Here is a 25,268-nt window from a genome sequence, read left to right as displayed (position 1 = left end):
ACGTTACTCTTCCTTCGCTGACAAAGTTGCTTCGACGACGCGCATCGCTTCAACGGTTTCTTTAACATCGTGAACGCGCAGAATATGCGCGCCCTGCATCGCGGCTATCACCGCGCAGGCCAGGCTACCGGTCAGCCGCTGCGACGGGCCGACGTTCAGTAGCTGACCGACCATACTTTTACGCGACATGCCGACCAACAGCGGCAGGCCAAACTGATGAAAATCAGCCAGGTGGGCCAGCAGTTGATAATTGTGGGACAGATTCTTACCGAAACCGAATCCCGGGTCGAGTATCAACTGCCCTTTTTTTATTCCCGCCGCTTCACAACGGGCAATATGCAGCGCGAAAAAGGCCGCCACATCCTGCAACAGCTGAGTGTACTTAGGCGCCTGCTGCATGGTGCGCGGCTCGCCCTGCATATGCATCAGGCAGACCGGCAGTCCGGTTTCTGCTGCCGCCTCAAGCGCGCCAGACACCTGTAGCGAACGGATATCGTTGATGATATGCGCACCGGCTTTTGCCGACTCGCGAATAACTTCCGGTTTTGAGGTATCCACCGAAATCCACACTTCAAAACGCTGGGCGATGGCTTCCACCACCGGAATGACGCGCTCCAACTCCTGCTCAACGCTGACCTCATCGGCACCAGGCCGCGTGGACTCGCCGCCGACATCAATGATGGTAGCACCGGCGTTGATCATTTCGTTGGCGTGGGTCAACGCCTGAACCAGTTCGTTATGCTTGCCGCCATCAGAAAATGAATCCGGGGTCATATTCAGGATCCCCATAACGTGGGGATGGGATAAATCGAGCGCGGTATCTCTGGCGTAAAGCTTCATGACGAAGAGTCTCCAAACGTTTTTTCAGGTTGGTCAGACCGGGTAATCAAGTCGTGGATGTAAAAAACCCCGGTCATCGCCGGGGTTTGGAGTGTGCTCAGACGAACAAAGAGGTTATTTGTCGCCCAGCTGTTCTGACATGGTATTGCCAGGATTTGGCGTGCGCGGTTCATCAACCGGGCGCGGCGCCTTAGGCGTACCGTTGCTGTCAGAATTATTGGTGCTGCCCGGATCTTCCCAGCCCTGCGGCGGACGCACTTCACGGCGCGCCATCAGGTCATCGATCTGCGGAGCATCAATGGTTTCATACTTCATCAACGCGTCTTTCATTGAGTGAAGAATGTCCATGTTTTCGTTCAGGATACGGCGTGCACGCTGGTAGTTACCTTCAATCAGCGATTTCACTTCCTGATCGATGATGCGCGCGGTTTCATCAGACATGTGCTTCGCTTTAGCTACCGAGCGGCCGAGGAAAACCTCGCCCTCTTCTTCGGCATACAGCAGCGGGCCAAGTTTCTCTGAGAAGCCCCATTGCGTGACCATGTTACGTGCAATAGAGGTTGCAACTTTAATGTCGTTTGAAGCACCGGTAGACACATGTTCAACGCCGTAGATAATCTCTTCGGCCAGACGCCCGCCGTACAGCGTGGAGATCTGGCTTTCCAGCTTCTGACGGCTGGCGCTGATCGCGTCGCCTTCAGGCAGGAAGAACGTTACGCCCAGCGCGCGACCACGAGGAATGATCGTCACTTTATGTACCGGATCGTGTTCTGGCACCAGACGACCAATAATGGCATGGCCCGCTTCATGGTAAGCCGTTGACTCTTTCTGCGATTCAGTCATCACCATGGAGCGACGTTCCGCACCCATCATGATTTTGTCTTTCGCCTTCTCGAACTCAACCATCGACACCACTCGCTTGTTGCCGCGAGCAGCAAACAGCGCCGCTTCGTTAACAAGGTTAGCCAGGTCGGCACCGGAGAAGCCAGGTGTACCGCGAGCAATCACCGAGGCATCAATATCGGTAGCAAGAGGGACGCGACGCATATGCACCTTGAGGATCTGCTCACGACCGCGAACGTCCGGCAGACCAACAACAACCTGACGGTCAAAGCGGCCTGGGCGCAGCAGCGCAGGGTCAAGAACGTCCGGACGGTTGGTCGCGGCAATCACGATGATGCCTTCATTACCTTCGAAACCATCCATCTCAACCAGCATCTGGTTCAGGGTCTGCTCACGCTCATCGTGACCACCGCCTAAACCAGCGCCGCGCTGGCGGCCAACCGCATCGATCTCATCGATAAAGATGATGCAAGGCGCCGCTTTTTTCGCCTGTTCAAACATGTCGCGGACGCGGGAGGCGCCTACACCGACAAACATTTCAACGAAGTCAGAACCGGAGATGGTAAAGAAAGGCACTTTCGCTTCACCGGCGATAGCTTTCGCCAGCAGCGTTTTACCGGTACCCGGAGGACCGACCATCAGTACGCCTTTCGGAATCTTACCGCCCAGCTTCTGGAAACGGCTTGGCTCGCGCAGGTATTCCACCAGTTCGCTAACTTCTTCTTTCGCTTCGTCGCAACCGGCGACATCGGCGAAGGTGGTCTTGATCTGATCTTCCGTCAGCATACGGGCTTTGCTTTTACCAAAGGACATCGCGCCTTTGCCGCCCCCGCCCTGCATCTGACGCATGAAGAAGATCCAGACGCCGATAAGCAGCAGCATTGGGAACCATGAGATGAAGATCGACGCCAGCAGGCTCGGTTCTTCTGGCGGTTCGCCAACGACTTTCACATTTTTAGTCAACAGGTTATCGAGCAACTTAGGATCGTTGACGGGAATGTAGGTTGTGTATTTGTTGCTGTCTTTTTTGACAACGTTGATTTCACGCCCGTTAATACGTGCCTCGCGGACCTGATCCTGGTTCACTTCTGACAGGAAGGTTGAGTAGTCAACCCTACGGCCATTCGACTCGCTGGGCCCAAAGCTCTGGAATACCGACATCAGCACGACTGCGATGACTAACCAGAGAATCAGGTTTTTCGCCATGTCACTCAAGGGATTAACCTCTTATTACAACTGTGTTAACAGACAGCGTAGGGTACTATATATCCTTCATACTTGAAATCACTGCGGCGTTGACTGCGCTCACTCCCCCAAATAACCTGGCCATGCAGGCTTATGGGGTTTCACTCAGTAGTCGCCTGGCAGAGACTGCAATCATTTTGGCTATAGTTTGCGCCCTGTCGCTACAATGTACACCTCACGCGAACGAGAGCGCGAAGCGTCCGGCTTACGAATTTTTACTTTCGTAAACAGGGAGCGAATTTCCCGGAGGTATTCTTCAAAGCCATCTCCCTGAAATACTTTAACTAAAAAACTGCCGCCAGGTGCCAGTACATCTCGACACATTTCCAGCGCAAGCTCAACTAAATACATCGACCGGGGGATATCAACCGCTGGTGTTCCCGTCATGTTGGGTGCCATATCGGACATCACAACCTGAACCTTTGCGTCACCAACGCGTTCCAACAGGGCTTTCAATACCAGTTCATCACGAAAATCGCCCTGAAGAAAATCGACACCGACGATAGGATCCATCGGCAGGATATCACAGGCGATAACATGACCTTTTGACCCAATCTGCGTTACCACATATTGAGACCAGCCTCCGGGCGCCGCACCAAGATCCACGACCGTCATACCCGGCTTGAACAGCTTGTCACCTTGCTGTATTTCATCAAGTTTAAACCAGGCGCGCGAGCGCAGCCCTTTTTTCTGTGCCTGAAGCACATATTTATCGCTAAAGTGTTCCTGTAGCCAGCGGCTGGAACTGGCCGAACGCTTTTTACCAGACATAGAATTTCCAACTATGATTCAACGTATGCGATAAATAAACCGCGCAAACCAGCAAAGCCGATTTGGTGATACACCAGAGATGGCGGTAGAATGACCCGTTTTCAATCCCAATGTAAGTAAAAAATACGATGAATCTGAGTACCAAACAAAAACAGCACCTGAAAGGGCTGGCCCATCCGTTGAAGCCCGTTGTGATGCTGGGCAACAATGGTTTGACCGAAGGGGTGCTGGCCGAGATCGAACAAGCACTGGAGCACCACGAGCTCATCAAAGTGAAAATCGCCACGGAAGACCGTGAAACGAAAGCACTGGTTGTTGAGGCTATCGTGCGCGAAACCAAAGCAGCGAATGTGCAGGTTATCGGCAAGACGCTGGTACTGTACCGTCCAACGAAGGAACGCAAGATCTCCCTTCCGCGCTGAGCGTCAGGTTCACCTTCTGCAACTTAGTTCGCAGAAGGTGACATGCTCCTGATGTTGATAAAAGGCCGCCTGGCGGCCTTTTTCCTTTCTTTACAATACGCCGGTTATTTTCAGCGTAGCAGAACTCAAAGATATTCAACCTTCAGAATTTCATACTCGACGTCGCCGCCGGGCGTTTTAACTACCGTCACGTCATCAACTTCTTTACCAATCAGGCCACGCGCCATCGGCGAGTTAACGGAAATCAGATTTTGCTTAAAGTCCGCCTCGTCATCGCCCACGATGCGATAGGTCGACTCTTCGTCAGTATCAAGATTTAATACGCTGACGGTAGCGCCGAAGATCACCCGGCCATTCGCGTTCATTTTAGTGACGTCGATAACCTGGGCATTGGACAGCTTGGCCTCAATCTCCTGGATTCGACCTTCACAGAAGCCCTGCTCTTCACGCGCCGCGTGATATTCAGCATTTTCTTTTAAGTCGCCGTGCTCGCGTGCTTCTGCAATTGAGGCAATAATTCTGGGGCGTTTAATGGTTTTCAGCTCTTCAAGCTCTTCGCGCAGTTTGTCCGCGCCCCTTAACGTCATCGGAATCTGATTCATCTCAATACCTCGTAAACTCTGTCCTGTGCAAAATTTCGTCATCCTGACAGGTTAATGCAGAAAAAGCGTTCTGCGGCGCTTACCACTGAATTACAAACGAAATAAACCTGGCCCGGAGGGATGCTCAGAGCCTGGCGGTTTTGCATTTTGATACGTATTTTAACCCAGAGTTCCTTGTGGGTCATCGTTTACTTTCCACAACGATGCACCGTAGTATGTCAGCATCACCTGTCAGTTAACGCGAGATTATGCGATTTTCACGAATTGTTACCGGGTTAGCCTGTGCATTTATGCTGAATGCCCACGCTGCTTCGGTTGAAGACTATACCCAATATTTACCTGACGGCGCGAATCTGGCGCTGATTGTACAAAAAATAGGCGCAAGCGCACCCTCAATTGATTACCACAGTAAGCAGATGGCGCTTCCTGCCAGTACCATGAAGGTGATAACCGCCCTGGCGGCGCTGCTGCAACTGGGTCCGGATTACCGTTTCCATACGCAGTTGGAGAGTAAAGGATCGATTGACGACGGCACTTTGCAGGGCGATCTGGTGGCCCGCTTTGGCGGCGATCCCACGCTGACGCGCCAGGATCTGCGCAATATGGTCGCCACCCTCAAAAAACAGGGCGTGAAGCATATCCAGGGCAATCTGGTAATTGATACCTCCGTTTTTGCCAGTCATGACAAAGCGCCAGGCTGGCCGTGGAACGATTTGACCCAGTGCTTCAGCGCCCCACCGGGCGCCGCCATCGTTGACCGTAACTGTTTCTCCGTGTCGCTCTACAGCGCCGCCAATGCTGGCGATAAGGCATTTATTCGCGTGGCCTCTTATTATCCGGTCAATATGTTCAGCGAGGTTCGCACGCTGGCTAAAGGCTCTCCGGATGCGCAATATTGTGAGCTGGACGTGGTGCCCGGCGAACTTAATCGCTTTACGCTGACCGGCTGCATGACGCAGCGCGCCGAACCGCTGCCGCTGGCCTTTGCCATACAGGACGATGCGAGCTATGCCGGGGCGCTGCTCAAAGCCGAGCTACAGGCGGCGGGTATCGATTACACCGGCCACCTGCTGCGCCAGACTCAGGCGACGCCACCGGCAAAAGTACTGGCTGAAACGCAGTCCGCGCCGCTACACGACCTGCTGCGGGTGATGTTGAAGAAATCGGACAATATGATTGCGGATACCGTCTTCCGCACCATTGGTCATGAGCGCTTTGGCGTACCGGGAACCTGGCGAGCCGGTTCCGATGCCGTGCGGCAGATACTGCGTCAGAAGGCGAATATCGATCTGGGCAACAGCATTCAGGTAGACGGATCGGGGCTTTCACGGCACGATTTGATTTCCCCTGCTACCATGATGCAAGTGTTGCAATACATTGCACAAAATGATCAACAGCTGAATTTCATTTCAATGTTACCGCTGGCAGGCTACGACGGAACGTTGCGCTATCGTGGTGGTCTTCATGAGGCTGGCGTGGACGGCAAGGTGTCGGCCAAGACCGGTTCCCTGCAGGGAGTTTATAACCTGGCAGGCTTTATGACCACCGCCAGCGGGCAGCGTGTGGCATTTGTCCAGTATCTTTCTGGCTATGCCGTTCCGCCGGAAGATCAGCGTCAGCGGCGTATTCCACTGGTCCGCTTTGAGAGCCGGCTCTATAAGGATGTTTATCAAAACAACTGACGACCATGAAACTGCTGATTGTTGAAGATGATGCCCTGCTGCTGGCTGGCCTGGTACAGGCGCTGACCAGCGAAGGCTACGCCGTGGATAGCGCCACCAGAGGCGCCGAAGCCTGCGCGTTGCTGCAGAGCGGCCAGTACAGCCTGATCGTGCTCGATCTCGGACTGCCGGACCGTGACGGCGGCCAGCTGCTGCGCCAGTGGCGCAAGGAGAATATCGATCTGCCGGTGCTGATCTTGACCGCGCGCGATGCCCTTGAAGATCGGGTTGAGGGGCTGGATGCCGGTGCCGACGATTATCTGGTCAAACCGTTTGCGCTCGCTGAGCTGAAGGCCAGGGTGCGGGCGCTGATTCGCCGCTATCAGGGGCACAGCGATAACCTGCTACAGCATGGCGATCTTTCGCTTAACCTCTCTTCTCAGCAGGTCTGTCTCGACGGCCGCCCGGTGGAGATCACGCCAAAGGAGTTTGCGCTGCTCACCCGCCTTTTAATGCGCGTGGGGCAGACGGTGCACCGCGAAACGCTACAGCAGGATCTCTATAGCTGGCAGGATGATACCGGCTCCAACACGCTGGAAGTTCATATCCATAATTTACGCCGCAAGCTGGGCAAGGACCGTATTAAAACTGTCCGGGGCGTGGGCTATCGGCTGGAAGAACGCTCTTGAACAGTATGCGTCGGCGTTTGCTGATAATGCTGGCCCTGATCCTGTTGACCTGTCAGATGATGAGCGCCGCCTGGCTGTGGCACGAAAGCCGCGAGCAGATCGGCTTTCTGGTCAACGAAACGCTCTCTGCCCACGCCCGCAATGAGCGCGTAGAAGGTGAAATCCGCGAGGCTATCGCCTCCTTGTTGCTGCCTTCGCTGGTGATGGTCTGCTTCACCCTGCTGCTCTCCTTCTGGGCTATTAGCTGGATCATTCGGCCTTTAAAATCTTTGCAAAATAGCCTGTCTGAACGCTCAGCCGATAACCTCACTCCGCTTCCTCACTTCTCCGATATGGATGAGATTGCCGCCGTCACGCAGGCATTAAACCAGCTGCTGGGACGGCTTGATCATACGCTACAGCAGGAGCGGCTCTTTACGGCCGATGCCGCCCACGAGCTGCGTACGCCGCTTGCCGGGCTGCGGCTGCACCTTGAACTGCTGGAACAACAGGGCGTGGCTCAGGGCCCGATGCTGGTACAGCGCATCGACCAGTTAATGCATGTGATTGAGCAGTTGCTGATGCTATCCCGCGCCGGGCAGGCGCTGGCGGGCGGCCATTATCATGTGGTGAGCTGGCAGACGGTTTACCAGCCTCTCCAGTTGGAGATGACCGAGATGCTCTCTCTGCGTCAGCAAACGCTAAGCGTCACGGGCGATATGCGGCTGGAGGCTCAGGGAGACGCCGTATTGCTAAGGCTGATGGTGCGTAATCTGCTGGAAAACGCCTCAAGATACAGCCCGGAAGGCAGCCTTATCACCCTCATTGCCCAAAGCGAAGAGGGCGGCAGCAGTTTGACCGTCCGCGATGAGGGACCAGGAATTGATCCTTCCACCTCTGAAGAGCTGACGCAGGCATTTCGCAGGATGGATCAGCGCTATGGCGGCAGCGGATTAGGGCTGAATATCGTACAGCGCATTACTCAGCTCCATCATGGTGAGCTGAGGTTGGCTAACCGCCGCGATCGCAGCGGGCTGGATGCCACCTGCTGGCTGCCGCACAAGCTGAATTAGCCGCAGGCATCCACCTCCGGCAGCAATGCCGCACCAGCGTTAAAAAAGGGGACACATTTTGTGTCCCCTGTTCGGCTTAGCGCTTGTAGATGATTTCGACGCCTTCGTCGTCTTCTTCATCCCAGTCATCATCCCAGTCGTCGTCTTCCACTTCGACGCCAGATTCGGCTTCGGCCTCTTCGAGCTGCTGACGATGGTAGTCGTCCCACATGAACTCAACTTTCTCAGGCTGTTTCTGCTCGACTTCCGCTTCTTTCGGATTGGCATTGATAAAGGACATCACATCCCAACACAGCGGCGTAACGCCTGAGCGGTTAGCGGCGGAGATCAGATAGTATTTATCGGTCCAGCCCAGCGCTTCAGCAATCGCCTTCGCACGGGATTCCGCTTCTTCCTGATCCAGCAAATCGACCTTGTTGAACACCAGCCAGCGAGGCTTGCTGAACAGCTTCTCGCTGTATTTTTCCAGCTCGCCCAGAATGATGCGGGCGTTTTCAATCGGATCGGACTCGTCAATCGGTGCCAGATCGATGGTGTGCAGCAGTACGCGGCAGCGCTCAAGGTGCTTAAGAAAGCGAATACCCAGACCGGCGCCCTCAGAAGCCCCTTCAATCAGCCCTGGAATATCGGCAACCACAAAACTCTGCTCGGTATCCATACGCACGACGCCCAGGCTTGGCACCAGCGTGGTGAACGGATAGTCAGCTACTTTTGGCTTGGCCGCAGAGACGGCGCGAATAAAGGTCGATTTACCGGCATTCGGCAGGCCCAGCATACCCACATCGGCCAACAGCATCAGCTCCAGCTGCAAATCGCGCTTCTCGCCGGGCGTTCCCATCGTTTTCTGACGGGGCGTACGGTTTACCGAGGATTTAAAACGCGTGTTGCCCAGGCCATGCCAGCCGCCTTTAGCCACCATCTGCACCTGACCATGCGTCATCATGTCGCCCAGCGTCTCGCCGGTGCCCTGGTCGATGATTCGGGTGCCGACAGGCACTTTGATCACGATGTCTTTCCCGCGCTTGCCGGTACAGTCACGGCTCTGGCCATTTTCGCCACGCTCGGCACGGAAAGATTTTTCAAAGCGATAATCGATCAGGGTGTTCAGGTTTTCATCGGCCTGCATGTAGACGTCGCCGCCGTCGCCGCCGTCACCGCCATCCGGACCGCCTCTTGGGATATATTTTTCACGACGGAAGCTGACGCAGCCATTGCCGCCATCGCCCGCAGAAACGAGGATCGTCGCTTCATCAACAAACTTCATGTTACTTCTCCGTAAATCATTCGCCCGGCAGTGACAAGGTAAGGCAAGTCCGGGAGTGATCCGTCGTGGCAAGCATTGATGCCTGATGACGGAAACTGGGTGTCTGTCGCCGCAAAATCTGTCTTCGCGTCATTTCCAGAAAAGGGGGTCCGCCTTAAGACATCGTGCAGCTGAATATAAAGTGTACAGCAAAAACGGCGTATGCTGTGACCCCTCAGGCGCAATTACGCAGGGGTAAAATGCAGAATGTAAAAAGCCCCGCCATCAAAGCGGGGCTTTTCGATTCGCTGCAGAAAGCGATATCAGGTACCGCTTTCGGGCACGAAAACCTTACTCAGCAACGATGCTGATGTATTTACGGTTATTCGGGCCTTTCACTTCGAATTTGACCTTGCCGTCTGCAGTTGCAAACAGGGTGTGGTCACGGCCGCAGCCTACGTTAGTGCCCGCGTGGAATTTGGTGCCACGCTGACGAACGATGATGCTACCTGCCAGAACGGCTTCGCCGCCGAAACGCTTAACGCCGAGGCGTTTTGCATTGGAATCGCGACCATTTCGAGTGGAGCCGCCAGCCTTTTTGTGTGCCATTTGTCAGATCTCCTCTTAGGCGCTGATGCCAGTGATCTTCACATCAGTGAACCACTGACGGTGACCCTGCTGCTTACGGTAGTGTTTACGACGACGAAACTTAACAATCTTAATTTTTTCGCCACGACCATGGGCAACGATTTCTGCCTTGATCACGCCACCTGAAACTAAAGGCGCGCCAATCGTTACGTCTTCACCGTTAGCAATCATCAGAACCTGGTCGAATTCAATCGTTTCGCCGGTTGCGATGTCCAGCTTTTCCAGGCGAACGGTCTGACCTTCGCTTACTCGGTGTTGTTTACCACCACTTTGGAAAACCGCGTACATATAAAACTCCGCTCTCGCGTTTGCCGTCTTGGTTTCAGGCTACGCTATAAATATTCACAATAGGGCGCGAATTCTACGCAAGTTCGGGGGGAATGACAAGTGCCTGATACGGGGTATTGCAGAAAAAAAACGCAAAGCGCAGGCAATTGTTTCGCTCCGCCGATTTTCCAGTACAATCTGTTATACATTATTATGCCGCAGGCACGGGTAAAGACGCTTATCATAGCAGCATACTGAGCAATAGCTGAACAGACTGATGAACTTAGAACAGATAAACGAACTCACCGCGCAGGATATGGCGGACGTCAATGCAACCATCCTCGAACAGCTGAACTCTGAGGTTTCCCTCATCAATCAGCTGGGTTACTACATCATTAGCGGGGGAGGTAAACGCATCCGCCCAATGATTGCCGTTTTAGCGGCCCGCGCCGTAAATTACACTGGAAAACAGCACGTTACCGTAGCGGCTCTGATTGAGTTTATCCACACCGCCACCCTTCTTCATGATGATGTGGTGGACGAGTCGGATATGCGCCGGGGAAAAGCGACGGCTAATGCCGCCTTTGGCAACGCTGCCAGCGTGCTGGTTGGCGACTTTATCTACACGCGCGCCTTCCAGATGATGACCAGCCTCGGCTCGCTTCGCGTGCTGGCCCTGATGTCAGAAGCGGTGAATGTGATTGCCGAAGGCGAGGTGCTGCAGTTGATGAACTGCAACGACCCCGACATCACGGAAGAGAGCTACATGCGGGTCATCTACAGCAAAACCGCCCGCCTGTTTGAAGCCGCCGCCCAGTCCTCGGCCATTCTGGCTGAGGCCACGCCGGAGCAGGAAAAAGCCCTACAGGATTACGGTCGCTACATCGGCACCGCTTTCCAGCTGATCGACGATCTGCTGGATTACAGCGCCGATGGTCAGACCCTCGGTAAAAATGTCGGTGATGACCTGAGCGAAGGTAAACCCACCCTGCCGTTGCTCCACGCTATGCGCAATGGCACCCCAGAGCAGTCGCAGATGATCCGCGCCGCGATTGAGCAAGGCAACGGCCGTCATTTGCTGGAGCCGGTTCTGGAAACCATGCGCCAGTGCGGCTCCCTCGAATGGACGCGGCAGGCGGCTGAACATGAAGCGGATAAGGCGATTATCGCCCTGAAAACGCTTCCTGAGTCCCCGTGGCGTAGCGCCCTCGAGGCGCTGGCCCATATGTCAGTACAGCGCGAGTTTTAACCTGCACAGCGCGGCACTCCGCGCTGTACTCTGCATCTTCCCGATTTTTGCTGACGCGCACCTCGCCATGTCCCTCTCCCTGTCATTTGCCAAATGTAACAACAGAAGACTTTTTGCTACTTTTTGCGCGCTGTAGCACAAATCCAATCAAATATTTGGAAATTACTGGAATCTTTAATCCAATTATTGCTATAAAAATCACTCTGTAATCGAGAGTTGTTACCGGGCATTAACCGTAAATCATGCCGAGACTTTGCTGGAGATGTCCAGATGAGATCAAGTGTACAAGGAGGAGACACGCATGTTGCATATAAAAAAAGACTGGCATAACGCCGACATTATCGCGAGCCTGCGAAAAAAAGGAACCAACCTCGCCTGCGTTTCACGGGAAGCGGGATTGAGTTCGTCTACGCTGGCCAACGCGCTATTTCGCCCGTGGCCTAAAGGGGAGTGGCTGATTGCGCAGGCGCTCAACATCCATCCCGCTGAGATTTGGCCGAGTCGCTATTACGATCCCGTGACCAAAGACCTGATTGACCGTAAAAAGTTAATCAGGAAATAGCAAAAAGGCGGTAGTTATCTACCGCCTTTCGTTATTGATTGCTGGCAGATTACTCTTCGCCGCTTATCCGCTCGATGTTCGCACCCATCGCCTTCAGCTTATCTTCAATGTGCTCATAGCCACGGTCAATGTGGTAAATACGATCGACAATGGTAGTGCCTTCCGCGATACAACCGGCTAACACCAGACTGGCTGAAGCACGCAGGTCGGTAGCCATCACCTGCGCCCCGGAAAGCTTCTCAACGCCGTGGCAGATCGCCGTGTTGCTTTCGATCTCCGCGTGTGCGCCCATGCGGATCAGCTCAGGGATGTGCATAAAGCGATTTTCGAAGATAGTTTCGGTGATGATGCCCGTCCCTTCCGCTACCAGGTTCAGCAGGCTGAACTGGGCCTGCATATCCGTCGGGAAGCCCGGATGCGGCGCCGTGCGGAAGTTGACTGCTTTAGGGCGCTTGCCATGCATATCCAGGCTGATCCAGTCCGGCCCGGTTTCGATATCCGCACCGGCTTCGCGCAGTTTCGACAGCACCGCATCCAGCGTATCCGGCTGCGTCGCGCGGCAAACGACTTTACCACCAGAAATGGCGGCGGCAATCAGGAAGGTGCCGGTTTCGATACGGTCAGGCAGCACGCGATAAACGCCGCCGCCCAGACGCTCGACGCCTTCAATAGTGATACGATCGCTGCCCGCGCCGCTGATTTTCGCTCCCAGCGTGTTGAGGAAGTTGGCGGTGTCCACAATTTCTGGCTCGCGCGCGGCATTCTCAATCACGGTGGTGCCGGTAGCGAGCGTGGCGGCGCTCATGATGGTCACGGTAGCGCCGACGCTGACCTTATCCATCACGATATGCGCCCCTTTCAGGCGGCCATCGACCGACGCTTTCACGTAGCCTTCTTCGAGTTTAATTTCAGCGCCCAGCTGCTCCAGCCCCGTAATGTGCAGGTCAACAGGCCGGGCGCCAATGGCGCAGCCGCCCGGCAGAGAGACCTGTCCCTGGCCAAAGCGCGCCACCAGCGGACCAAGCGCCCAAATCGAGGCGCGCATGGTTTTCACCAGCTCATATGGAGCGCAGTAGATATCGACATGACTGGCATCGAGATGCACAGAACCATTACGTTCAGCCTTAACCCCCAGCTGACTAAGCAGCTTCATGGTGGTATCAATGTCCTTTAGCTTAGGGACATTCTGAATCTCTACGGGCTCTTCGGCCAGCAGAGCGGCGAACAGGATCGGTAGCGCAGCATTTTTAGCGCCGGAAATTGTGACTTCCCCGCTTAAACGGGTTGGACCCTGCACACGAAATTTATCCATTACACCAGCTCTCTTTTTTAAAAATTAAATCCTGCCCGCCTCGCCATAGTGTGGCCGGGGAGCGTAGTAAAGCAGCTTAGAAACCGTTTAATTTACGGTCGCGCGCCCACTCATCGGGGGTATAAGTTTTGATCGAGACGGCATGGATGCGGTTGTCAGCGATGTAGGCCATCAGCGGCGCATAGACCGTCTGCTGTTTTTTGACCCGGCTCAGCTCGCCAAACAGTTCGCCTACGGCGATAACCTGAAAGTGGCTGCCATCGCCAGTTACGTGGACTTCCTGCAACGATAACGCGTCCATCAGCACGGCTTGAATTTCACTAGTTTCCATGAGGCTCTAAAGTTGGTTGATGATAAACAGGCACACATAGTAGTAGAAAGTGCCGCTATCTTAAACAAGCAAAAAGCCCCTGACGGGTCAGGGGCTGGTTCTGTTGCGTTCCAGGCGGCCGTTTTAACCGCGTGAAACAATGATCTGCTGCAGGTTATACAGATCGATCAGCGATCGAAGTTTGTCGGTGATGCCGGTGAACTGCGGGGCTTTCCCCTGGCTCAGCGCAATCTGCCTTAAATGCACCAGCAGCGCCAGACCGGCAGAATCGACCCTGTCCAGGGCTGAAACGTCGATTGTATCGACCTGTGTCATTACCGTTTCACGCTGCTGCCAAAGCGCTAAGAGCGTCTCACGCTGCAGCTCCCCGGAGAGCCGCAGTTGGTTAGCGTCAAGGCGCCAGCTCAGTAGTTCACTCATTACTGCTGCTTATCCAGCTTGATAGGCTGACTGGCATAGGATTTCAACTGAGTGGTCAGGCCGTCAATGCCCTTCTGGCGCAGCGTATCGCTCCACTCGTTTTGTTTGGTGGTGATCATGCTTACCCCTTCGGCAATCATGTCATAAGCTTGCCAGTCGCCGGTGCGGCTGTTTTTGCGCCACTGGAAGTCCAGGCGAACGGGAGGGCGACCGTGAGGATCGATGATAGTCACGCGGATAGCGATGATGTTTTTATCGGCGTAAGGCTGTTCAGGAGCAATCTGATAGGTCTGACCGTTATACAGCGCCAGCGCCTGGCCGTAGGCCTGGGCCAGATAATCGCCGAACGCGGTGAAGTAGGCTTCTCGCTGGGCTGGCGTGGCCTCTTTGTAATAACGCCCCAGCACTAATGCGCCAGCATACTTAATCTGCACATAGGGCAGCAGCTCTTCACGCACGACCTGGCGGAGATAATCGGGGTTCTGCTTGATTTTAGGCTGCTCGGTCTTCAAACGGGTGAAGGTTTTACCCGCCGCCTCATTCATCAGTTGATAAGGGTTAGTTTGATCCGCCGCAGCGTTGGCCGCCAGCGGGGCAACGATCAGCATTGCCATGATCAGAAAACGTTTAAGCATTACTTGTCCTCGTTTGGATTAGTCGTTGCAGCCGGCGCGGGTTGCCCGTTTGCTTCCGGTGCCGCCGACGAAGCTTTGTTACTGTCATTACCATCGCCGCTCTTATACAAGAACTGGCCAATCAGATCTTCAAGCACCATCGCTGATTTGGTGTCCTGAACAGTGCTGCCGTCTTTAAGCATAGCCGTTCCCATATCAGGATCGTCGAAGCCGACGTTCAGCGCCAGATACTGCTCGCCCAGCAGACCAGAGGTTCTTATCGCCAGCGAGCTGGTGTCCGGCAGCTGATTATATTTCTGTTCGATATCCATCGAAACGCGCGGCGAGTAGGTTTTGCTGTCCAGTTCGATAGCTGAAACCCGACCAATCAACACGCCGCCAATCTTAACCGGCGAGCCTGTTTTAAGGCCGCCGACATTGTCGAAAGTGGCATACAGCCTCCAGGTGGGCTCATTACCGAGAGATTTTAAATCGGCCACCCGCAGGCACAGGAACAGGGCCGCGCACAGCGCCAGCAGTAAAAATACCCCTACCCAAATTTCGCTCTTTTTCGTTTGCATTGAATCAGTTCCCAAACATCAGTGCAGTCAGCACAAAATCTAAACCGAGTACAGCCAGAGAAGCATGTACCACAGTGCGAGTGGTTGCCCGGCTAATCCCTTCTGAAGTGGGGATCGCATCATAACCATTAAACAGAGCAATCCAGGTCACCGTGAAGGCGAAGACCGCGCTTTTGATGACGCAATTCACAATATCCTTGCGTACATCAACGGCATTCTGCATCGCCGACCAGAAGAAGCCGCTGTCGATCCCTTTCCAGCTCACGCCAACGATAGCGCCGCCCACAATACCCACGGCCACGAAAATCAGCGCCAGCAGCGGCATACTGATAAAGCCTGCCCAGAAACGGGGAGAAATAATCCGACGCAGCGGATCGACCGCCATCATTTCCATGCTGGAAAGCTGCTCTGTCGCCTTCATCAGGCCAATTTCCGCGGTTAGCGCAGAACCCGCCCTGCCGGCAAACAGCAGCGCGGTGACCACCGGTCCCAGCTCGCGCAGCAGCGAGAGCGCCACCAGCATCCCAAGGCTGCTGTCCGCGCCGTAAGTGTTCAGCACCAGATATCCCTGCAAGCCCAGCACCATCCCGATGAACAGCCCGGAGACCATCACAATCAGCAGGGAGAGTACCCCAATACTGTAGAGCTGTTTTATCAGCAGAGGCGCATGCTGGCGAAAGCGGGGAATGCCCACCAGCGCATGAAAGAGCATTAATCCGGCACGTCCAAAGGAAGCGCAGGTATTGATTCCCTGTTTCCCCAGAGCCCCAAGTGCACGTAGCAACATCAGTTAATTAACTCCCTGAACCGGTTAAGTCTTGCAGATAATCCCCTGCCGGGAAGCGAAACGGCACCGGACCATCTGCGATCCCATCAATAAACTGGCGCACGCGCGCGTCCTCATTGTCATGCAGAGCCTGGGCGGTGCCCTGGGCAATCACTTTCTGCCCGGCGATAATATAGGCATAGTCGGCAATGCTCAGGACTTCCGGTACGTCATGCGATACGACAATGCAGGTCATTCCCAGTGAGTGGTTCAACTCATCAATCAGTTTCACCAGCACGCCCATAGTGATCGGGTCCTGACCGACAAACGGTTCGTCAAACATGATCAGGTCGGGTTCCAGCGCAATGGCACGAGCCAGCGCGGCACGACGCGCCATGCCGCCGGAGAGTTCCGAGGGTTTCAGCAGCGCGGCGCCGCGCAACCCCACCGCTTCCAGCTTCATCATTACCGTACTGTGCAGCAGCTGAGGCGGAAGCCGGGTATGTTCACGCAGCGGCCAGGCGACGTTATCAAAGACGTTGAGGTCAGTAAATAGCGCGCCGGACTGAAACAACATGCTCATTTTTTTTCTGGCTTCGTACAGCCGCGAGCGAGACAGGCTGGGGATATTTTCACCGTTAAACCAGATTTCCCCGCTGTCCGGGCGCAACTGGCCGCCAATCAGGCGTAATAAGGTCGTTTTTCCAATGCCTGATGGGCCCATAATGGCCGTGACTTTCCCTTTTGGCACCGTCAGCGAGATGTTATCGAATACGGGTCTCTCTCCGCGGGAAAAGCTTACGCCGCGGACATCTACCAAATTCGTCTCCGTCTGACTCATAATAATCTCTCCAGGATTTCAGGCATATAATTTACCTCCGATGGTAGCGTATTACCTGGTGGACTGGACACTTTTACAGAAACTTACCTCGAAGACGTGGCTAAAGTTGGCATAAGTTTTACTTTTTGCTTTCAGAACGTCAAAATCAGCACATTAACTTAACTTTTCTGCTTTACTCGTCGCGCAAGGCGAGCCGACGATAAGACCCGATTCAAAGGACACTTCATGCTCGTAGCAATAGCACTATTGATTATCGGTTTAGTTCTACTGGTATATGGTGCAGATCGTCTGGTCTTTAGCGCTGCCATACTTAGCCGCGCGCTGGGCATTCCCCCTCTGATTATTGGCATGACCGTGGTCGGCATTGGCACCTCGCTGCCCGAACTGATCGTCTCTTTCTCTGCCGCGACCCATGGCCAGATGGATATTGCCGTTGGCACCGCCATGGGTTCTAACATTACGAATATTCTGCTGATCCTCGGTGGCGCCGCCCTGCTTCATCCGCTGACCGTTCATTCAAATCTGGTGCGCCGTGAACTGCCCTTAATGCTGCTGGTCACATTATTATGCGGCGTCATGTTGTTTGATAATAATCTCGGCCGCAATGACGGTTTGGCGCTGATTGCCATTGCCGCCGCCTATCTCCTTTTTATTATCAAAATTGCGCGCAGGGCCGAGCGTGACAACAACGATTCGCTGACGCGCGAGCAGTTGGCCGAACTGCCGCGTGACGATGCTGGCAATACGGTGGCCTTTTTATGGCTCGCGGTGGCGCTGATTATCCTGCCCATGTCAACACGGATGGTGATCGACAATGCCACCGTGCTGGCGGACTTTTATGGCATCAGCGAACTGGTCATCGGCCTGACCGTGATTTCCGTCGGCACCAGCCTGCCAGAACTGGCTACGGTGATTGCCGGGGCGCTGAAAGGGGAAGATGACATTGCCATCGGCAACCTGATCGGTTCTAACATCTACAATATTGCCATTGTGCTTGGCGTTCCGGCGCTGATACATCCGGGCGATATTGATGCGCATGCTTTTGCCCGTGACTATTGGGTCATGCTGGGCGTCAGCGCGCTGTTTGCCTTAATCTGTCTGCAACGCAGCCGCCGTATCGGACGAGTAGCCGGCGCGCTGCTGCTCTCAGGCTTTGTTGCCTGGGTGGCCCTGCTTTACTGGCTGCCCTCGGCTACCCTCTGGTAAAAGGAATGGATATTATGGCACCTGGCAATTTCAACCCCGGCTTCGACTTTCAGCAGGCTGGGAAAGATGTCCTGAATATCGAACGTCAGGGCCTGGAGCAGCTCGATCAGTACATCAACGACGATTTTACACTGGCCTGCGAGCGCATCTACGGCTGCCTGGGCAAAGTGGTGGTGATGGGGATGGGGAAATCCGGCCACATCGGCAAAAAAATGGCGGCGACCTTTGCCAGCACCGGCACCCCGGCATTTTTCGTGCACCCTGCCGAAGCCAGCCACGGCGACCTTGGCATGGTCAGCGCGGGCGATATCGTGATTGCGATCTCAAACTCCGGCGAGTCTTCTGAAATTCTGGCGCTCATCCCGGTACTGAAACGGCTGCACGTCTCGCTAATTTGCATGACCAGCAAGCCTGATAGCGCAATGGGGCGTGCGGCGGATATCCATCTCTGTGTTAAAGTACCGCAGGAAGCCTGTCCGCTGGGCCTGGCGCCAACCTCAAGCACCACAGCGACGCTGGTCATGGGCGATGCTCTGGCGGTGGCGCTGCTAAAAGCGCGCGGCTTCACCGCAGAAGACTTTGCCCTGTCCCACCCAGGCGGTGCGCTGGGTCGTAAGCTACTGCTAACCGTGAATGACATTATGCACAGCGGTGACGAGATCCCTCACGTCAGCCGCGACGCTTCGCTCCGCGATGCGCTGCTTGAAATCACCCGCAAAAACATGGGCATGACGGTAATCTGTAACGATCTGATGAAGATTGAAGGCATCTTTACCGATGGTGACCTGCGCAGGGTGTTTGATATGGGCATTGATATCCAGAAGGCCAGCATTGCCAGCGTGATGACGCCTGGCGGCATCCGGGTGCGCCCTAACCTGCTGGCTGTGGATGCGCTCAATCTGATGCAGAGTCGGAACATCACCTCGGTGATGGTCGCCGATGGCGATACGCTGCTGGGCGTAGTCCATATGCATGACATGCTGCGCGCGGGCGTGGTTTAACAAGGATCGGAAGACAAATGAGTACTGCTTCAGAGTGGGTTGAAACCTGTTATGGCGAAGTAAGCCAGCAGGTAATGACGCGAGCGCGAAACGTCAGGCTGCTAATTTGCGACGTGGACGGCGTGATGTCGGACGGTGTGATCTATCAGGGCAACAACGGGGAAGAGCTTAAGGCTTTTAACGTTCGCGACGGTTATGGCATCCGCTGCCTGCTGACTTCAGACGTGGAGGTCGCCATTATTACCGGCCGCAAGGCAAAATTGCTGGAAGATCGCTGCGCGACCCTGGGTATTACGCATCTTTACCAGGGACAATCTGATAAGCTTTTGGCCTTCCATGAACTTCTGGATACACTAGCGCTTCGCCCCGACCAGGTCGCCTACATTGGCGACGATCTGATTGACTGGCCGGTAATGGCCGAAGTGGGCCTCAGCGTCACCGTGGCGGATGCGCATCCGGTTCTGCTGCCCCGTGCAGACTATGTAACCCGAATTGCGGGCGGGCGCGGCGCGGTACGCGAGATTTGCGATCTGATATTGATAGCACAGGATAAGTTTGATGAGGCCAAAGGGCAGTCTGTATGAGTAAAACCAGACGTTGGATTACGCTGTTATTGGCTCTGGTGGCCATTGTGCTGATTGGCTGGAACCTGACCGGTACAGATGACAGCGACACTCCTGTGGCCAGTAACGACCAGGAGCCGACCTACACAAGCCAGACCTCAAATACCGTGGTATATAACCCGCAGGGCGCTCTGAACTACAAGCTTGTCTCGGATAAAGTGACCTATTTTTCAGCCGAGGCCGTCAGCTGGTTCGATAACCCGGTGATGACCACCTTTGATGAGAATAAAATCCCTACCTGGTCCGTCCGGGCGGATAAAGCCAAGCTGACCAACGACCGAATGCTGTATCTTTATGGTCATGTGGAGGTCAACAGCCTGACGCAAGATGCTCAACTTGAGCGGATTAAGACCGATAATGCCGTAGTAAACCTCGTGACGCAGGATGTCACTTCGCAAGATCAGGTGACGCTTTACGGCCGGAGTTTTAACTCTACCGGCATGAAAATGCGTGGAAATTTACGGAAGAAAACTGCCGAGTTGATTGAAAAGGTCAAAACCTCTTATGAAATCCAAAATGAAAAACAACCTTAAGTTTCTTACGCTCAGCCTGCTCCTCGCGACCAGCCTGCCGGCCTTTGCCTTAACCGGAGACTCGGATAAGCCCGTCAACGTCGATTCTGAAAATCAGGCGCTGGATATGCAGGGCAACGTCGCGACCTTTACCGGTAAGGTGATCGTCACCCAGGGCTCAATCAAAATCACTGCCGATAAGGTCGTGGTCACTCGCCCCGGCGGCGACAGTAACAAAACCATCGTTGATGCCTACGGCGACCCTGCCACCTTCTACCAGATGCAGGACAACGGCAAGCCGGTAAAAGGCCACGCGCAGAAAATGCACTATGAGCTGGCTAAAGACTTTGTTGAGCTGACGGATAATGCTTATCTGGAGCAGCTTGACAGCAACGTTAAGGGTGATCGGATCACCTACCTGGTGAAAGAGCAGAAAATGCAGGCCTACAGCAGCGGCGCTGGCAAGCGTGTGACTACCGTGCTGGTTCCTTCCCAGTTGCAGGACAAGGGCACCCAGTCAACCGGACCAAAAAAGAGTAACTAATCAGCTATGGCTACTTTAATTGCGGAAAACCTGGCGAAGGCTTACAAGGGCCGTCGCGTGGTCGAAGACGTCAGTCTGCAGGTGAAATCCGGCGAAATTGTCGGCCTTCTTGGCCCCAACGGCGCCGGTAAAACCACCACGTTTTACATGGTGGTGGGCATTGTGCCGCGAGATGCAGGCCGCATCATCATTGATGACGAAGATATCAGTATCCTGCCGCTACATGCCCGCGCGCGCCGTGGAATTGGCTACCTGCCGCAGGAAGCGTCGATTTTCCGTCGGCTAAGCGTCTATGACAATTTAATGGCCGTTTTGCAGATCCGTGAAGATCTGACGACCGAACAGCGCGAAGACCGGGCCAATGAGCTGATGGACGAGTTCCACATCGCGCATCTGCGCAACAACATGGGCCAGGCTTTATCAGGGGGGGAACGCCGCCGCGTCGAAATCGCCCGTGCGCTGGCCGCCAACCCGAAATTTATTCTGCTGGACGAACCTTTTGCCGGCGTTGACCCGATTTCGGTGATTGATATCAAGAAAATTATCGAACATCTGCGCGACAGCGGCCTGGGCGTGCTAATCACCGACCACAACGTACGTGAAACGCTGGCGGTCTGTGAGCGGGCCTACATCGTCAGCCAGGGACACCTGATTGCTCATGGTACTCCAGGCGAAATTCTGGAGGATGAGCAGGTTAAACGAGTCTATTTAGGCGAAGAGTTCAGACTCTGATAAGGTGTTAATACCAGGTAAGATTTTCGAGGAATTTGTATCCTGAATATGAAGCAAGGTTTGCAGCTCAGGCTTAGCCAACAGCTTGCCATGACGCCACAACTGCAGCAGGCGATCCGTCTGCTGCAGCTCTCTACGCTTGAACTACAGCAGGAAATTCAGTTGGCGCTGGAAAGTAATCCGCTGCTTGAACAAACCGACCTCCACGAAGAAGTGGACGCACGCGACTATCAGGAGAAAGAAGCCCTGGATACCAGGGAAGCGCTGGAGCAGAAAGAGATGCCGGAAGAGCTGCCTCTGGATGCCACCTGGGATGAAATCTATACCGCTGGCACGCCGTCCGGTACCGGCACGGATTACCATGATGACGAGCTCCCGGTCTATCAGGGCGAAACGACCCAGTCACTCCAGGACTACCTGATGTGGCAGGTTGAACTGACGCCGTTCACCGATACTGACCGGGCAATCGCCACCTCGATCATCGATGCCGTTGATGACACCGGTTATCTGACCGCCTCTCTGGAAGAGGTGCTGGACAGCATTGGCAATGATGAACTGACCATGGATGAGGTGGAGGCGGTGTTAAAACGCGTCCAGCGTTTTGATCCGGTTGGCGTCTGCGCCAGAGACCTGCGGGATTGCCTGCTGGTACAGCTTTCCCAGTTCTCGCCGGAAACGCCCTGGCTGAAAGAAGCCCGGCTGATCGTCAGCGAGCATCTGGATTTACTGGCTAACCACGATTTTCGCAGCCTGATGCGGGTCACGCGCCTGAAAGAAGAGGTGTTAAAAACCGCGATGCAGGTTATCCAGTCGCTCGACCCGCGTCCGGGTCAGTCGATCAATACCAGCGAGCCGGAGTACGTCATCCCGGATGTGCTGGTGCGCAAGATAAGCAACCGCTGGACGGTTGAGCTGAACTCAGACAGCGTGCCGCGCCTGAAAATCAATCAGCACTACGCTTCGCTCGGCACCACCACGCGGAACGACAGCGACAGCCAGTTCATTCGCAGCAACTTGCAGGAAGCCAAGTGGCTGATTAAAAGCCTGGAAAGCCGTAACGACACGCTGCTCAAGGTGACGCGCTGTATCGTCGACCAGCAGCAGGCTTTTTTCGAGCAGGGTGAAGAATTTATGCGGCCGATGGTGCTGGCGGATATTGCCAGCGCGGTGGACATGCATGAGTCGACCATTTCCCGGGTGACCACGCAGAAGTACCTGCACAGCCCGCGCGGTATTTTTGAATTGAAATATTTTTTCTCCAGCCACGTCAACACCGAAGGCGGCGGCGAAGCCTCCTCCACGGCGATACGCGCGCTGGTGAAGAAATTAATCTCGGCGGAGAATCCCGCCAAACCTCTGAGCGACAGCAAGCTCACCACCCTGCTTTCCAGTCAGGGGATCATGGTGGCGCGCCGGACTGTCGCGAAGTACCGAGAGTCTTTATCCATCCCGCCCTCAAACCAGCGCAAACAGCTGGTCTGAACGAACAGATAAGGAAGAGCGTATGCAACTCAATATTACCGGGCAGAACGTAGAAATCACCGAGCCCCTCCGTGAATTCGTGACCACTAAATTTGCCAAGCTGGAACAGTACTTCGATCGGATTAATCAGGTCTATATTGTTCTTAAGGTCGAAAAAGTCACGCAAATAGCGGATGCTACTCTGCATGTGAACGGCGGTGAGTTGCATGGCACCTCAGAAGGGAAAGATATGTACGCGGCGATTGACGGCCTGATTGACAAGCTGACGCGCCAACTCAATAAACACAAAGACAAGCTGAAGCAGCACTAAATTTCACTCAGGCATTGATTATTTCTTCGCCACCCCTATCTAAGGGTATCAGGTGACGTAAGATAAACCGACTCGTCCGCTTTCATCAGGGGCGAGCCGTTAATCAGGCAGGCTGTGCAGTCGACCGACGCCTTCCGCTCCTCTTCAGGCGCGGATACGTCCCGTTATTTTGCCAGGCAGAAGTGAACACGTAAGTGAAACTATGATGAACAATGAATTAACACTGGAACTGAGCTCGGTATTGAGTGTGTCCTGCACCCGCAGCGGCGTACATTGCCAGAGCAAAAAACGGGCGCTGGAGATCATCAGCGAGCTGGCGGCTAAGCAGCTTAACCTTCCGCACCAGACCATCTTTGAGGCGATCCTGACGCGTGAGCGCATGGGCAGTACCGGCATAGGCAATGGCATTGCCATCCCGCACGGTAAGCTGATTGAAGATACGCTGCGTGCGGTAGGGGTGTTTATCCGCCTCGACCAGCCGATCGCTTTTGATGCCATCGACAATCAGCCAGTGGATCTGCTGTTTGCCTTACTGGTCCCTGCCGATCAGTGTAAAACACACCTGCACACGCTCTCGCTGGTCGCTAAGCGTCTGGCCGATAAAACCGTGTGCCGCCGCCTGCGGGCCGCGCAGAGTGATGAAGAGCTTTATGAGATCATGGCGGAAAGCCCTGAGGAGAACCACTGATCTCACCGGGTCGGCCAGCGTCGACTCATTTTGCTAAATCAGGAGAACAAGCCATGGTGCTGATGATTGTCAGCGGTCGATCGGGATCGGGTAAGTCTGTTGCCCTAAGAGCTCTGGAGGATATGGGCTTTTACTGCGTGGATAACTTACCCGTGGTGCTCTTGCCTGAGCTGGCGAACTCACTGGCCGATCGGAATATGTCTGCTGCTGTCAGCATTGACGTGCGCAACATGCCTGAGTCGCCGGAAATTTTTGAAAAGGCGCTGACCAGCCTGCCGGACAGCTTCTCTCCGCAGCTACTGTTTCTCGATGCCGATCGCAATACGCTGATCCGCCGCTACAGCGATACGCGCCGTCTTCACCCCCTTTCCAGTAAAAATCTCTCGCTGGAGAGCGCTATCGACGAGGAGAACGAACTGCTGGAGCCTCTGCGCTCGCGGGCCGATCTGATTGTCGACACCTCTGAGATGTCGGTACATGAGCTGGCAGAGATGCTGCGAACCCGTCTCCTTGGCAAGCGCGAGCGCGAGCTGACCATGGTGTTCGAATCTTTTGGCTATAAGCACGGCATCCCGATTGACGCTGATTACGTCTTTGACGTGCGTTTCCTGCCTAACCCGCACTGGGACCCTAAACTGCGTCCCATGACCGGTCTGGATCGTCCGGTAGCGGCGTTCCTCGATCGCCATACGGAAGTGCATAACTTTATCTATCAGACCCGCAGCTATCTGGAACTGTGGTTGCCGATGCTGGAAACCAACAACCGCAGTTACCTTACCGTCGCCATCGGCTGTACCGGTGGTAAACATCGCTCCGTCTATATTGCTGAACAGCTGGCTGACTATTTCCGCTCCCGCGGTAAAAATGTGCAGTCCCGCCATCGCACGCTGGAAAAACGCAAATCATGACCGTCAGGCAAACCGTTGAGATTAAAAATAAGCTGGGTATGCACGCCCGTCCGGCTATGAAGCTGTTCGAGCTGGTGCAGAGTTTTGATGCGGAAGTTCTGCTGCGTAATGAGAGCGGCACCGAGGCTGAAGCCAGCAGCGTTATCGCGCTGCTGATGCTGGATTCAGCCAAGGGAGGGCACATCGAAATTGAAGCGACCGGGCCTGAAGAGGAACAGGCGCTCAAGGCGGTAATCGAGCTATTTGACGCCGGGTTCGACGAAGATTAACGCTTTTCCCGACCAGATATTCACTCGCAGCCCG

31 protein-coding genes are annotated in these 25,268 nt (G+C 54.7%); 17 read left to right on the top strand and 14 right to left on the bottom strand.

The features are described 5' to 3' along the window. Positions 1-3: 3 nt before the first annotated feature. The 3 genes from folP to rlmE form a co-directional block, all read right to left on the bottom strand. Positions 4-840, bottom strand: coding sequence for a dihydropteroate synthase (gene folP / locus NG99_RS07710; protein WP_034890489.1), 837 nt, complete (start codon positions 838-840; stop codon positions 4-6). 114 nt (positions 841-954) lie between these two features. Next, the gene (ftsH, locus tag NG99_RS07705) at positions 955-2,889 is read right to left on the bottom strand and encodes an ATP-dependent zinc metalloprotease FtsH (protein ID WP_034890488.1); all 1,935 of its coding nucleotides are present in this window, start codon (positions 2,887-2,889) and stop codon (positions 955-957) included. 180 nt (positions 2,890-3,069) lie between these two features. Beyond that, entirely contained in the window at positions 3,070-3,699 is a 630-nt protein-coding gene (gene rlmE, locus NG99_RS07700) for a 23S rRNA (uridine(2552)-2'-O)-methyltransferase RlmE (protein ID WP_034890486.1), read from the bottom strand. 128 nt (positions 3,700-3,827) lie between these two features. Here rlmE and yhbY point away from each other — a divergent pair, with 128 nt between their 5' ends. Beyond that, positions 3,828-4,121 carry a ribosome assembly RNA-binding protein YhbY gene (gene yhbY, locus NG99_RS07695; protein WP_034890484.1) on the top strand — a complete coding sequence of 98 codons (294 nt, stop codon included), beginning with the start codon at positions 3,828-3,830 and terminating at the stop codon, positions 4,119-4,121. Between the two features lie 125 nt (positions 4,122-4,246). Here yhbY and greA read toward each other — a convergent pair whose 3' ends face one another. After that, positions 4,247-4,723: a transcription elongation factor GreA gene (gene greA, locus NG99_RS07690; RefSeq protein ID WP_034890482.1), complete on the bottom strand. Its 477-nt coding sequence runs from the start codon at positions 4,721-4,723 to the stop codon at positions 4,247-4,249. A gap of 248 nt (positions 4,724-4,971) precedes the next feature. Between greA and dacB the strand changes: the two genes are divergently transcribed. From dacB to pmrB, 3 genes are read left to right on the top strand one after another with little or no spacing between them, the layout of a single operon-like run. Then, the gene (gene dacB / locus NG99_RS07685; protein ID WP_034890478.1) at positions 4,972-6,405 is read left to right on the top strand and encodes a serine-type D-Ala-D-Ala carboxypeptidase; all 1,434 of its coding nucleotides are present in this window, start codon (positions 4,972-4,974) and stop codon (positions 6,403-6,405) included. 5 nt (positions 6,406-6,410) lie between these two features. Further along, the gene (gene pmrA, locus NG99_RS07680) at positions 6,411-7,073 is read left to right on the top strand and encodes a two-component system response regulator PmrA (RefSeq protein ID WP_034890475.1); all 663 of its coding nucleotides are present in this window, start codon (positions 6,411-6,413) and stop codon (positions 7,071-7,073) included. Beyond that, entirely contained in the window at positions 7,070-8,125 is a 1,056-nt protein-coding gene (gene pmrB, locus NG99_RS07675; protein WP_034890472.1) for a two-component system sensor histidine kinase PmrB, read from the top strand. Before pmrA ends, pmrB begins: the two co-directional genes overlap by 4 nt. A 76-nt stretch (positions 8,126-8,201) precedes the next feature. Here pmrB and cgtA read toward each other — a convergent pair whose 3' ends face one another. From cgtA to rplU, 3 genes are all read right to left on the bottom strand, one after another. Continuing rightward, the gene (gene cgtA / locus NG99_RS07670) at positions 8,202-9,389 is read right to left on the bottom strand and encodes an Obg family GTPase CgtA (RefSeq protein ID WP_034890470.1); all 1,188 of its coding nucleotides are present in this window, start codon (positions 9,387-9,389) and stop codon (positions 8,202-8,204) included. Positions 9,390-9,719: 330 nt separating this feature from the next. Next, positions 9,720-9,977, bottom strand: coding sequence for a 50S ribosomal protein L27 (rpmA, locus tag NG99_RS07665; protein WP_034890467.1), 258 nt, complete (start codon positions 9,975-9,977; stop codon positions 9,720-9,722). Between the two features lie 15 nt (positions 9,978-9,992). Beyond that, positions 9,993-10,304, bottom strand: a complete 312-nt coding sequence (gene rplU / locus NG99_RS07660; protein WP_034890465.1) for a 50S ribosomal protein L21 — start codon at positions 10,302-10,304, stop codon at positions 9,993-9,995. 256 nt (positions 10,305-10,560) lie between these two features. Between rplU and ispB the strand changes: the two genes are divergently transcribed. Beyond that, the gene (ispB, locus tag NG99_RS07655) at positions 10,561-11,532 is read left to right on the top strand and encodes an octaprenyl diphosphate synthase (RefSeq protein ID WP_034890462.1); all 972 of its coding nucleotides are present in this window, start codon (positions 10,561-10,563) and stop codon (positions 11,530-11,532) included. 301 nt (positions 11,533-11,833) lie between these two features. Beyond that, positions 11,834-12,094 carry a helix-turn-helix domain-containing protein gene (locus NG99_RS07650; protein ID WP_034890459.1) on the top strand — a complete coding sequence of 87 codons (261 nt, stop codon included), beginning with the start codon at positions 11,834-11,836 and terminating at the stop codon, positions 12,092-12,094. 49 nt (positions 12,095-12,143) lie between these two features. On the opposite strand, the gene murA is transcribed toward NG99_RS07650, so the two are convergent. From murA to mlaF, 7 genes are all read right to left on the bottom strand, one after another. Beyond that, complete coding sequence (murA, locus tag NG99_RS07645) at positions 12,144-13,406, bottom strand: UDP-N-acetylglucosamine 1-carboxyvinyltransferase (protein WP_034890456.1); 1,263 nt, start codon at positions 13,404-13,406, stop codon at positions 12,144-12,146. Between the two features lie 76 nt (positions 13,407-13,482). Continuing rightward, positions 13,483-13,737, bottom strand: coding sequence for a BolA family iron metabolism protein IbaG (gene ibaG / locus NG99_RS07640; protein ID WP_034890453.1), 255 nt, complete (start codon positions 13,735-13,737; stop codon positions 13,483-13,485). A gap of 123 nt (positions 13,738-13,860) precedes the next feature. Beyond that, positions 13,861-14,157, bottom strand: coding sequence for a lipid asymmetry maintenance protein MlaB (gene mlaB / locus NG99_RS07635; protein WP_034890450.1), 297 nt, complete (start codon positions 14,155-14,157; stop codon positions 13,861-13,863). After that, a complete protein-coding gene (gene mlaC / locus NG99_RS07630; protein WP_034890447.1) occupies positions 14,157-14,792 on the bottom strand; it encodes a phospholipid-binding protein MlaC in 636 nt (211 codons plus the stop codon). Before mlaC ends, mlaB begins: the two co-directional genes overlap by 1 nt. Next, positions 14,792-15,352, bottom strand: coding sequence for an outer membrane lipid asymmetry maintenance protein MlaD (gene mlaD / locus NG99_RS07625; RefSeq protein ID WP_034890444.1), 561 nt, complete (start codon positions 15,350-15,352; stop codon positions 14,792-14,794). The genes mlaC and mlaD overlap by 1 nt, the downstream gene beginning before the upstream one ends. A 4-nt stretch (positions 15,353-15,356) precedes the next feature. Then, positions 15,357-16,139: a lipid asymmetry maintenance ABC transporter permease subunit MlaE gene (gene mlaE, locus NG99_RS07620; protein WP_034890443.1), complete on the bottom strand. Its 783-nt coding sequence runs from the start codon at positions 16,137-16,139 to the stop codon at positions 15,357-15,359. Between the two features lie 7 nt (positions 16,140-16,146). Beyond that, positions 16,147-16,959: a phospholipid ABC transporter ATP-binding protein MlaF gene (mlaF, locus tag NG99_RS07615; protein WP_034890441.1), complete on the bottom strand. Its 813-nt coding sequence runs from the start codon at positions 16,957-16,959 to the stop codon at positions 16,147-16,149. A gap of 225 nt (positions 16,960-17,184) precedes the next feature. On the opposite strand from mlaF, the gene NG99_RS07610 reads away from it, so the two are divergent. The 11 genes from NG99_RS07610 to npr all read left to right on the top strand — a co-directional run bounded on the left by NG99_RS07610 (position 17,185) and on the right by npr (position 25,234). Beyond that, positions 17,185-18,165, top strand: coding sequence for a calcium/sodium antiporter (locus NG99_RS07610; protein ID WP_034890439.1), 981 nt, complete (start codon positions 17,185-17,187; stop codon positions 18,163-18,165). 14 nt (positions 18,166-18,179) lie between these two features. Further along, entirely contained in the window at positions 18,180-19,166 is a 987-nt protein-coding gene (gene kdsD / locus NG99_RS07605; RefSeq protein ID WP_034891036.1) for an arabinose-5-phosphate isomerase KdsD, read from the top strand. A 17-nt stretch (positions 19,167-19,183) separates the two neighbouring features. Then, positions 19,184-19,750, top strand: a complete 567-nt coding sequence (gene kdsC, locus NG99_RS07600) for a 3-deoxy-manno-octulosonate-8-phosphatase KdsC (protein WP_034890437.1) — start codon at positions 19,184-19,186, stop codon at positions 19,748-19,750. Beyond that, on the top strand, positions 19,747-20,322 hold the full coding sequence (gene lptC, locus NG99_RS07595; protein WP_034890435.1) for an LPS export ABC transporter periplasmic protein LptC: 576 nt from the start codon (positions 19,747-19,749) through the stop codon (positions 20,320-20,322). Before kdsC ends, lptC begins: the two co-directional genes overlap by 4 nt. Continuing rightward, positions 20,294-20,845, top strand: coding sequence for a lipopolysaccharide ABC transporter substrate-binding protein LptA (gene lptA / locus NG99_RS07590; RefSeq protein WP_034890433.1), 552 nt, complete (start codon positions 20,294-20,296; stop codon positions 20,843-20,845). The genes lptC and lptA overlap by 29 nt, the downstream gene beginning before the upstream one ends. Before the next feature lie 6 nt (positions 20,846-20,851). Further along, on the top strand, positions 20,852-21,577 hold the full coding sequence (gene lptB, locus NG99_RS07585; protein WP_034890432.1) for an LPS export ABC transporter ATP-binding protein: 726 nt from the start codon (positions 20,852-20,854) through the stop codon (positions 21,575-21,577). Between the two features lie 48 nt (positions 21,578-21,625). Next, a complete protein-coding gene (gene rpoN / locus NG99_RS07580; protein ID WP_034890430.1) occupies positions 21,626-23,059 on the top strand; it encodes an RNA polymerase factor sigma-54 in 1,434 nt (477 codons plus the stop codon). A 22-nt stretch (positions 23,060-23,081) separates the two neighbouring features. Then, complete coding sequence (gene hpf / locus NG99_RS07575) at positions 23,082-23,369, top strand: ribosome hibernation promoting factor (protein WP_034890428.1); 288 nt, start codon at positions 23,082-23,084, stop codon at positions 23,367-23,369. Positions 23,370-23,574: 205 nt separating this feature from the next. Continuing rightward, positions 23,575-24,057 carry a PTS IIA-like nitrogen regulatory protein PtsN gene (ptsN, locus tag NG99_RS07570; protein WP_198138745.1) on the top strand — a complete coding sequence of 161 codons (483 nt, stop codon included), beginning with the start codon at positions 23,575-23,577 and terminating at the stop codon, positions 24,055-24,057. Between the two features lie 53 nt (positions 24,058-24,110). Beyond that, positions 24,111-24,965: an RNase adapter RapZ gene (gene rapZ, locus NG99_RS07565; protein ID WP_034890422.1), complete on the top strand. Its 855-nt coding sequence runs from the start codon at positions 24,111-24,113 to the stop codon at positions 24,963-24,965. Further along, positions 24,962-25,234 (top strand): PTS phosphocarrier protein NPr, encoded by a 273-nt coding sequence (gene npr, locus NG99_RS07560; protein WP_034890419.1) that lies wholly within the window; start codon positions 24,962-24,964, stop codon positions 25,232-25,234. The genes rapZ and npr overlap by 4 nt, the downstream gene beginning before the upstream one ends. Positions 25,235-25,268: the final 34 nt, after the last annotated feature.

Origin of the sequence: Erwinia typographi (assembly GCF_000773975.1) — a bacterium.
Classification (GTDB): domain Bacteria; phylum Pseudomonadota; class Gammaproteobacteria; order Enterobacterales; family Enterobacteriaceae; genus Erwinia; species Erwinia typographi.
This window is presented reverse-complemented; position numbering and strand designations above follow the sequence as displayed.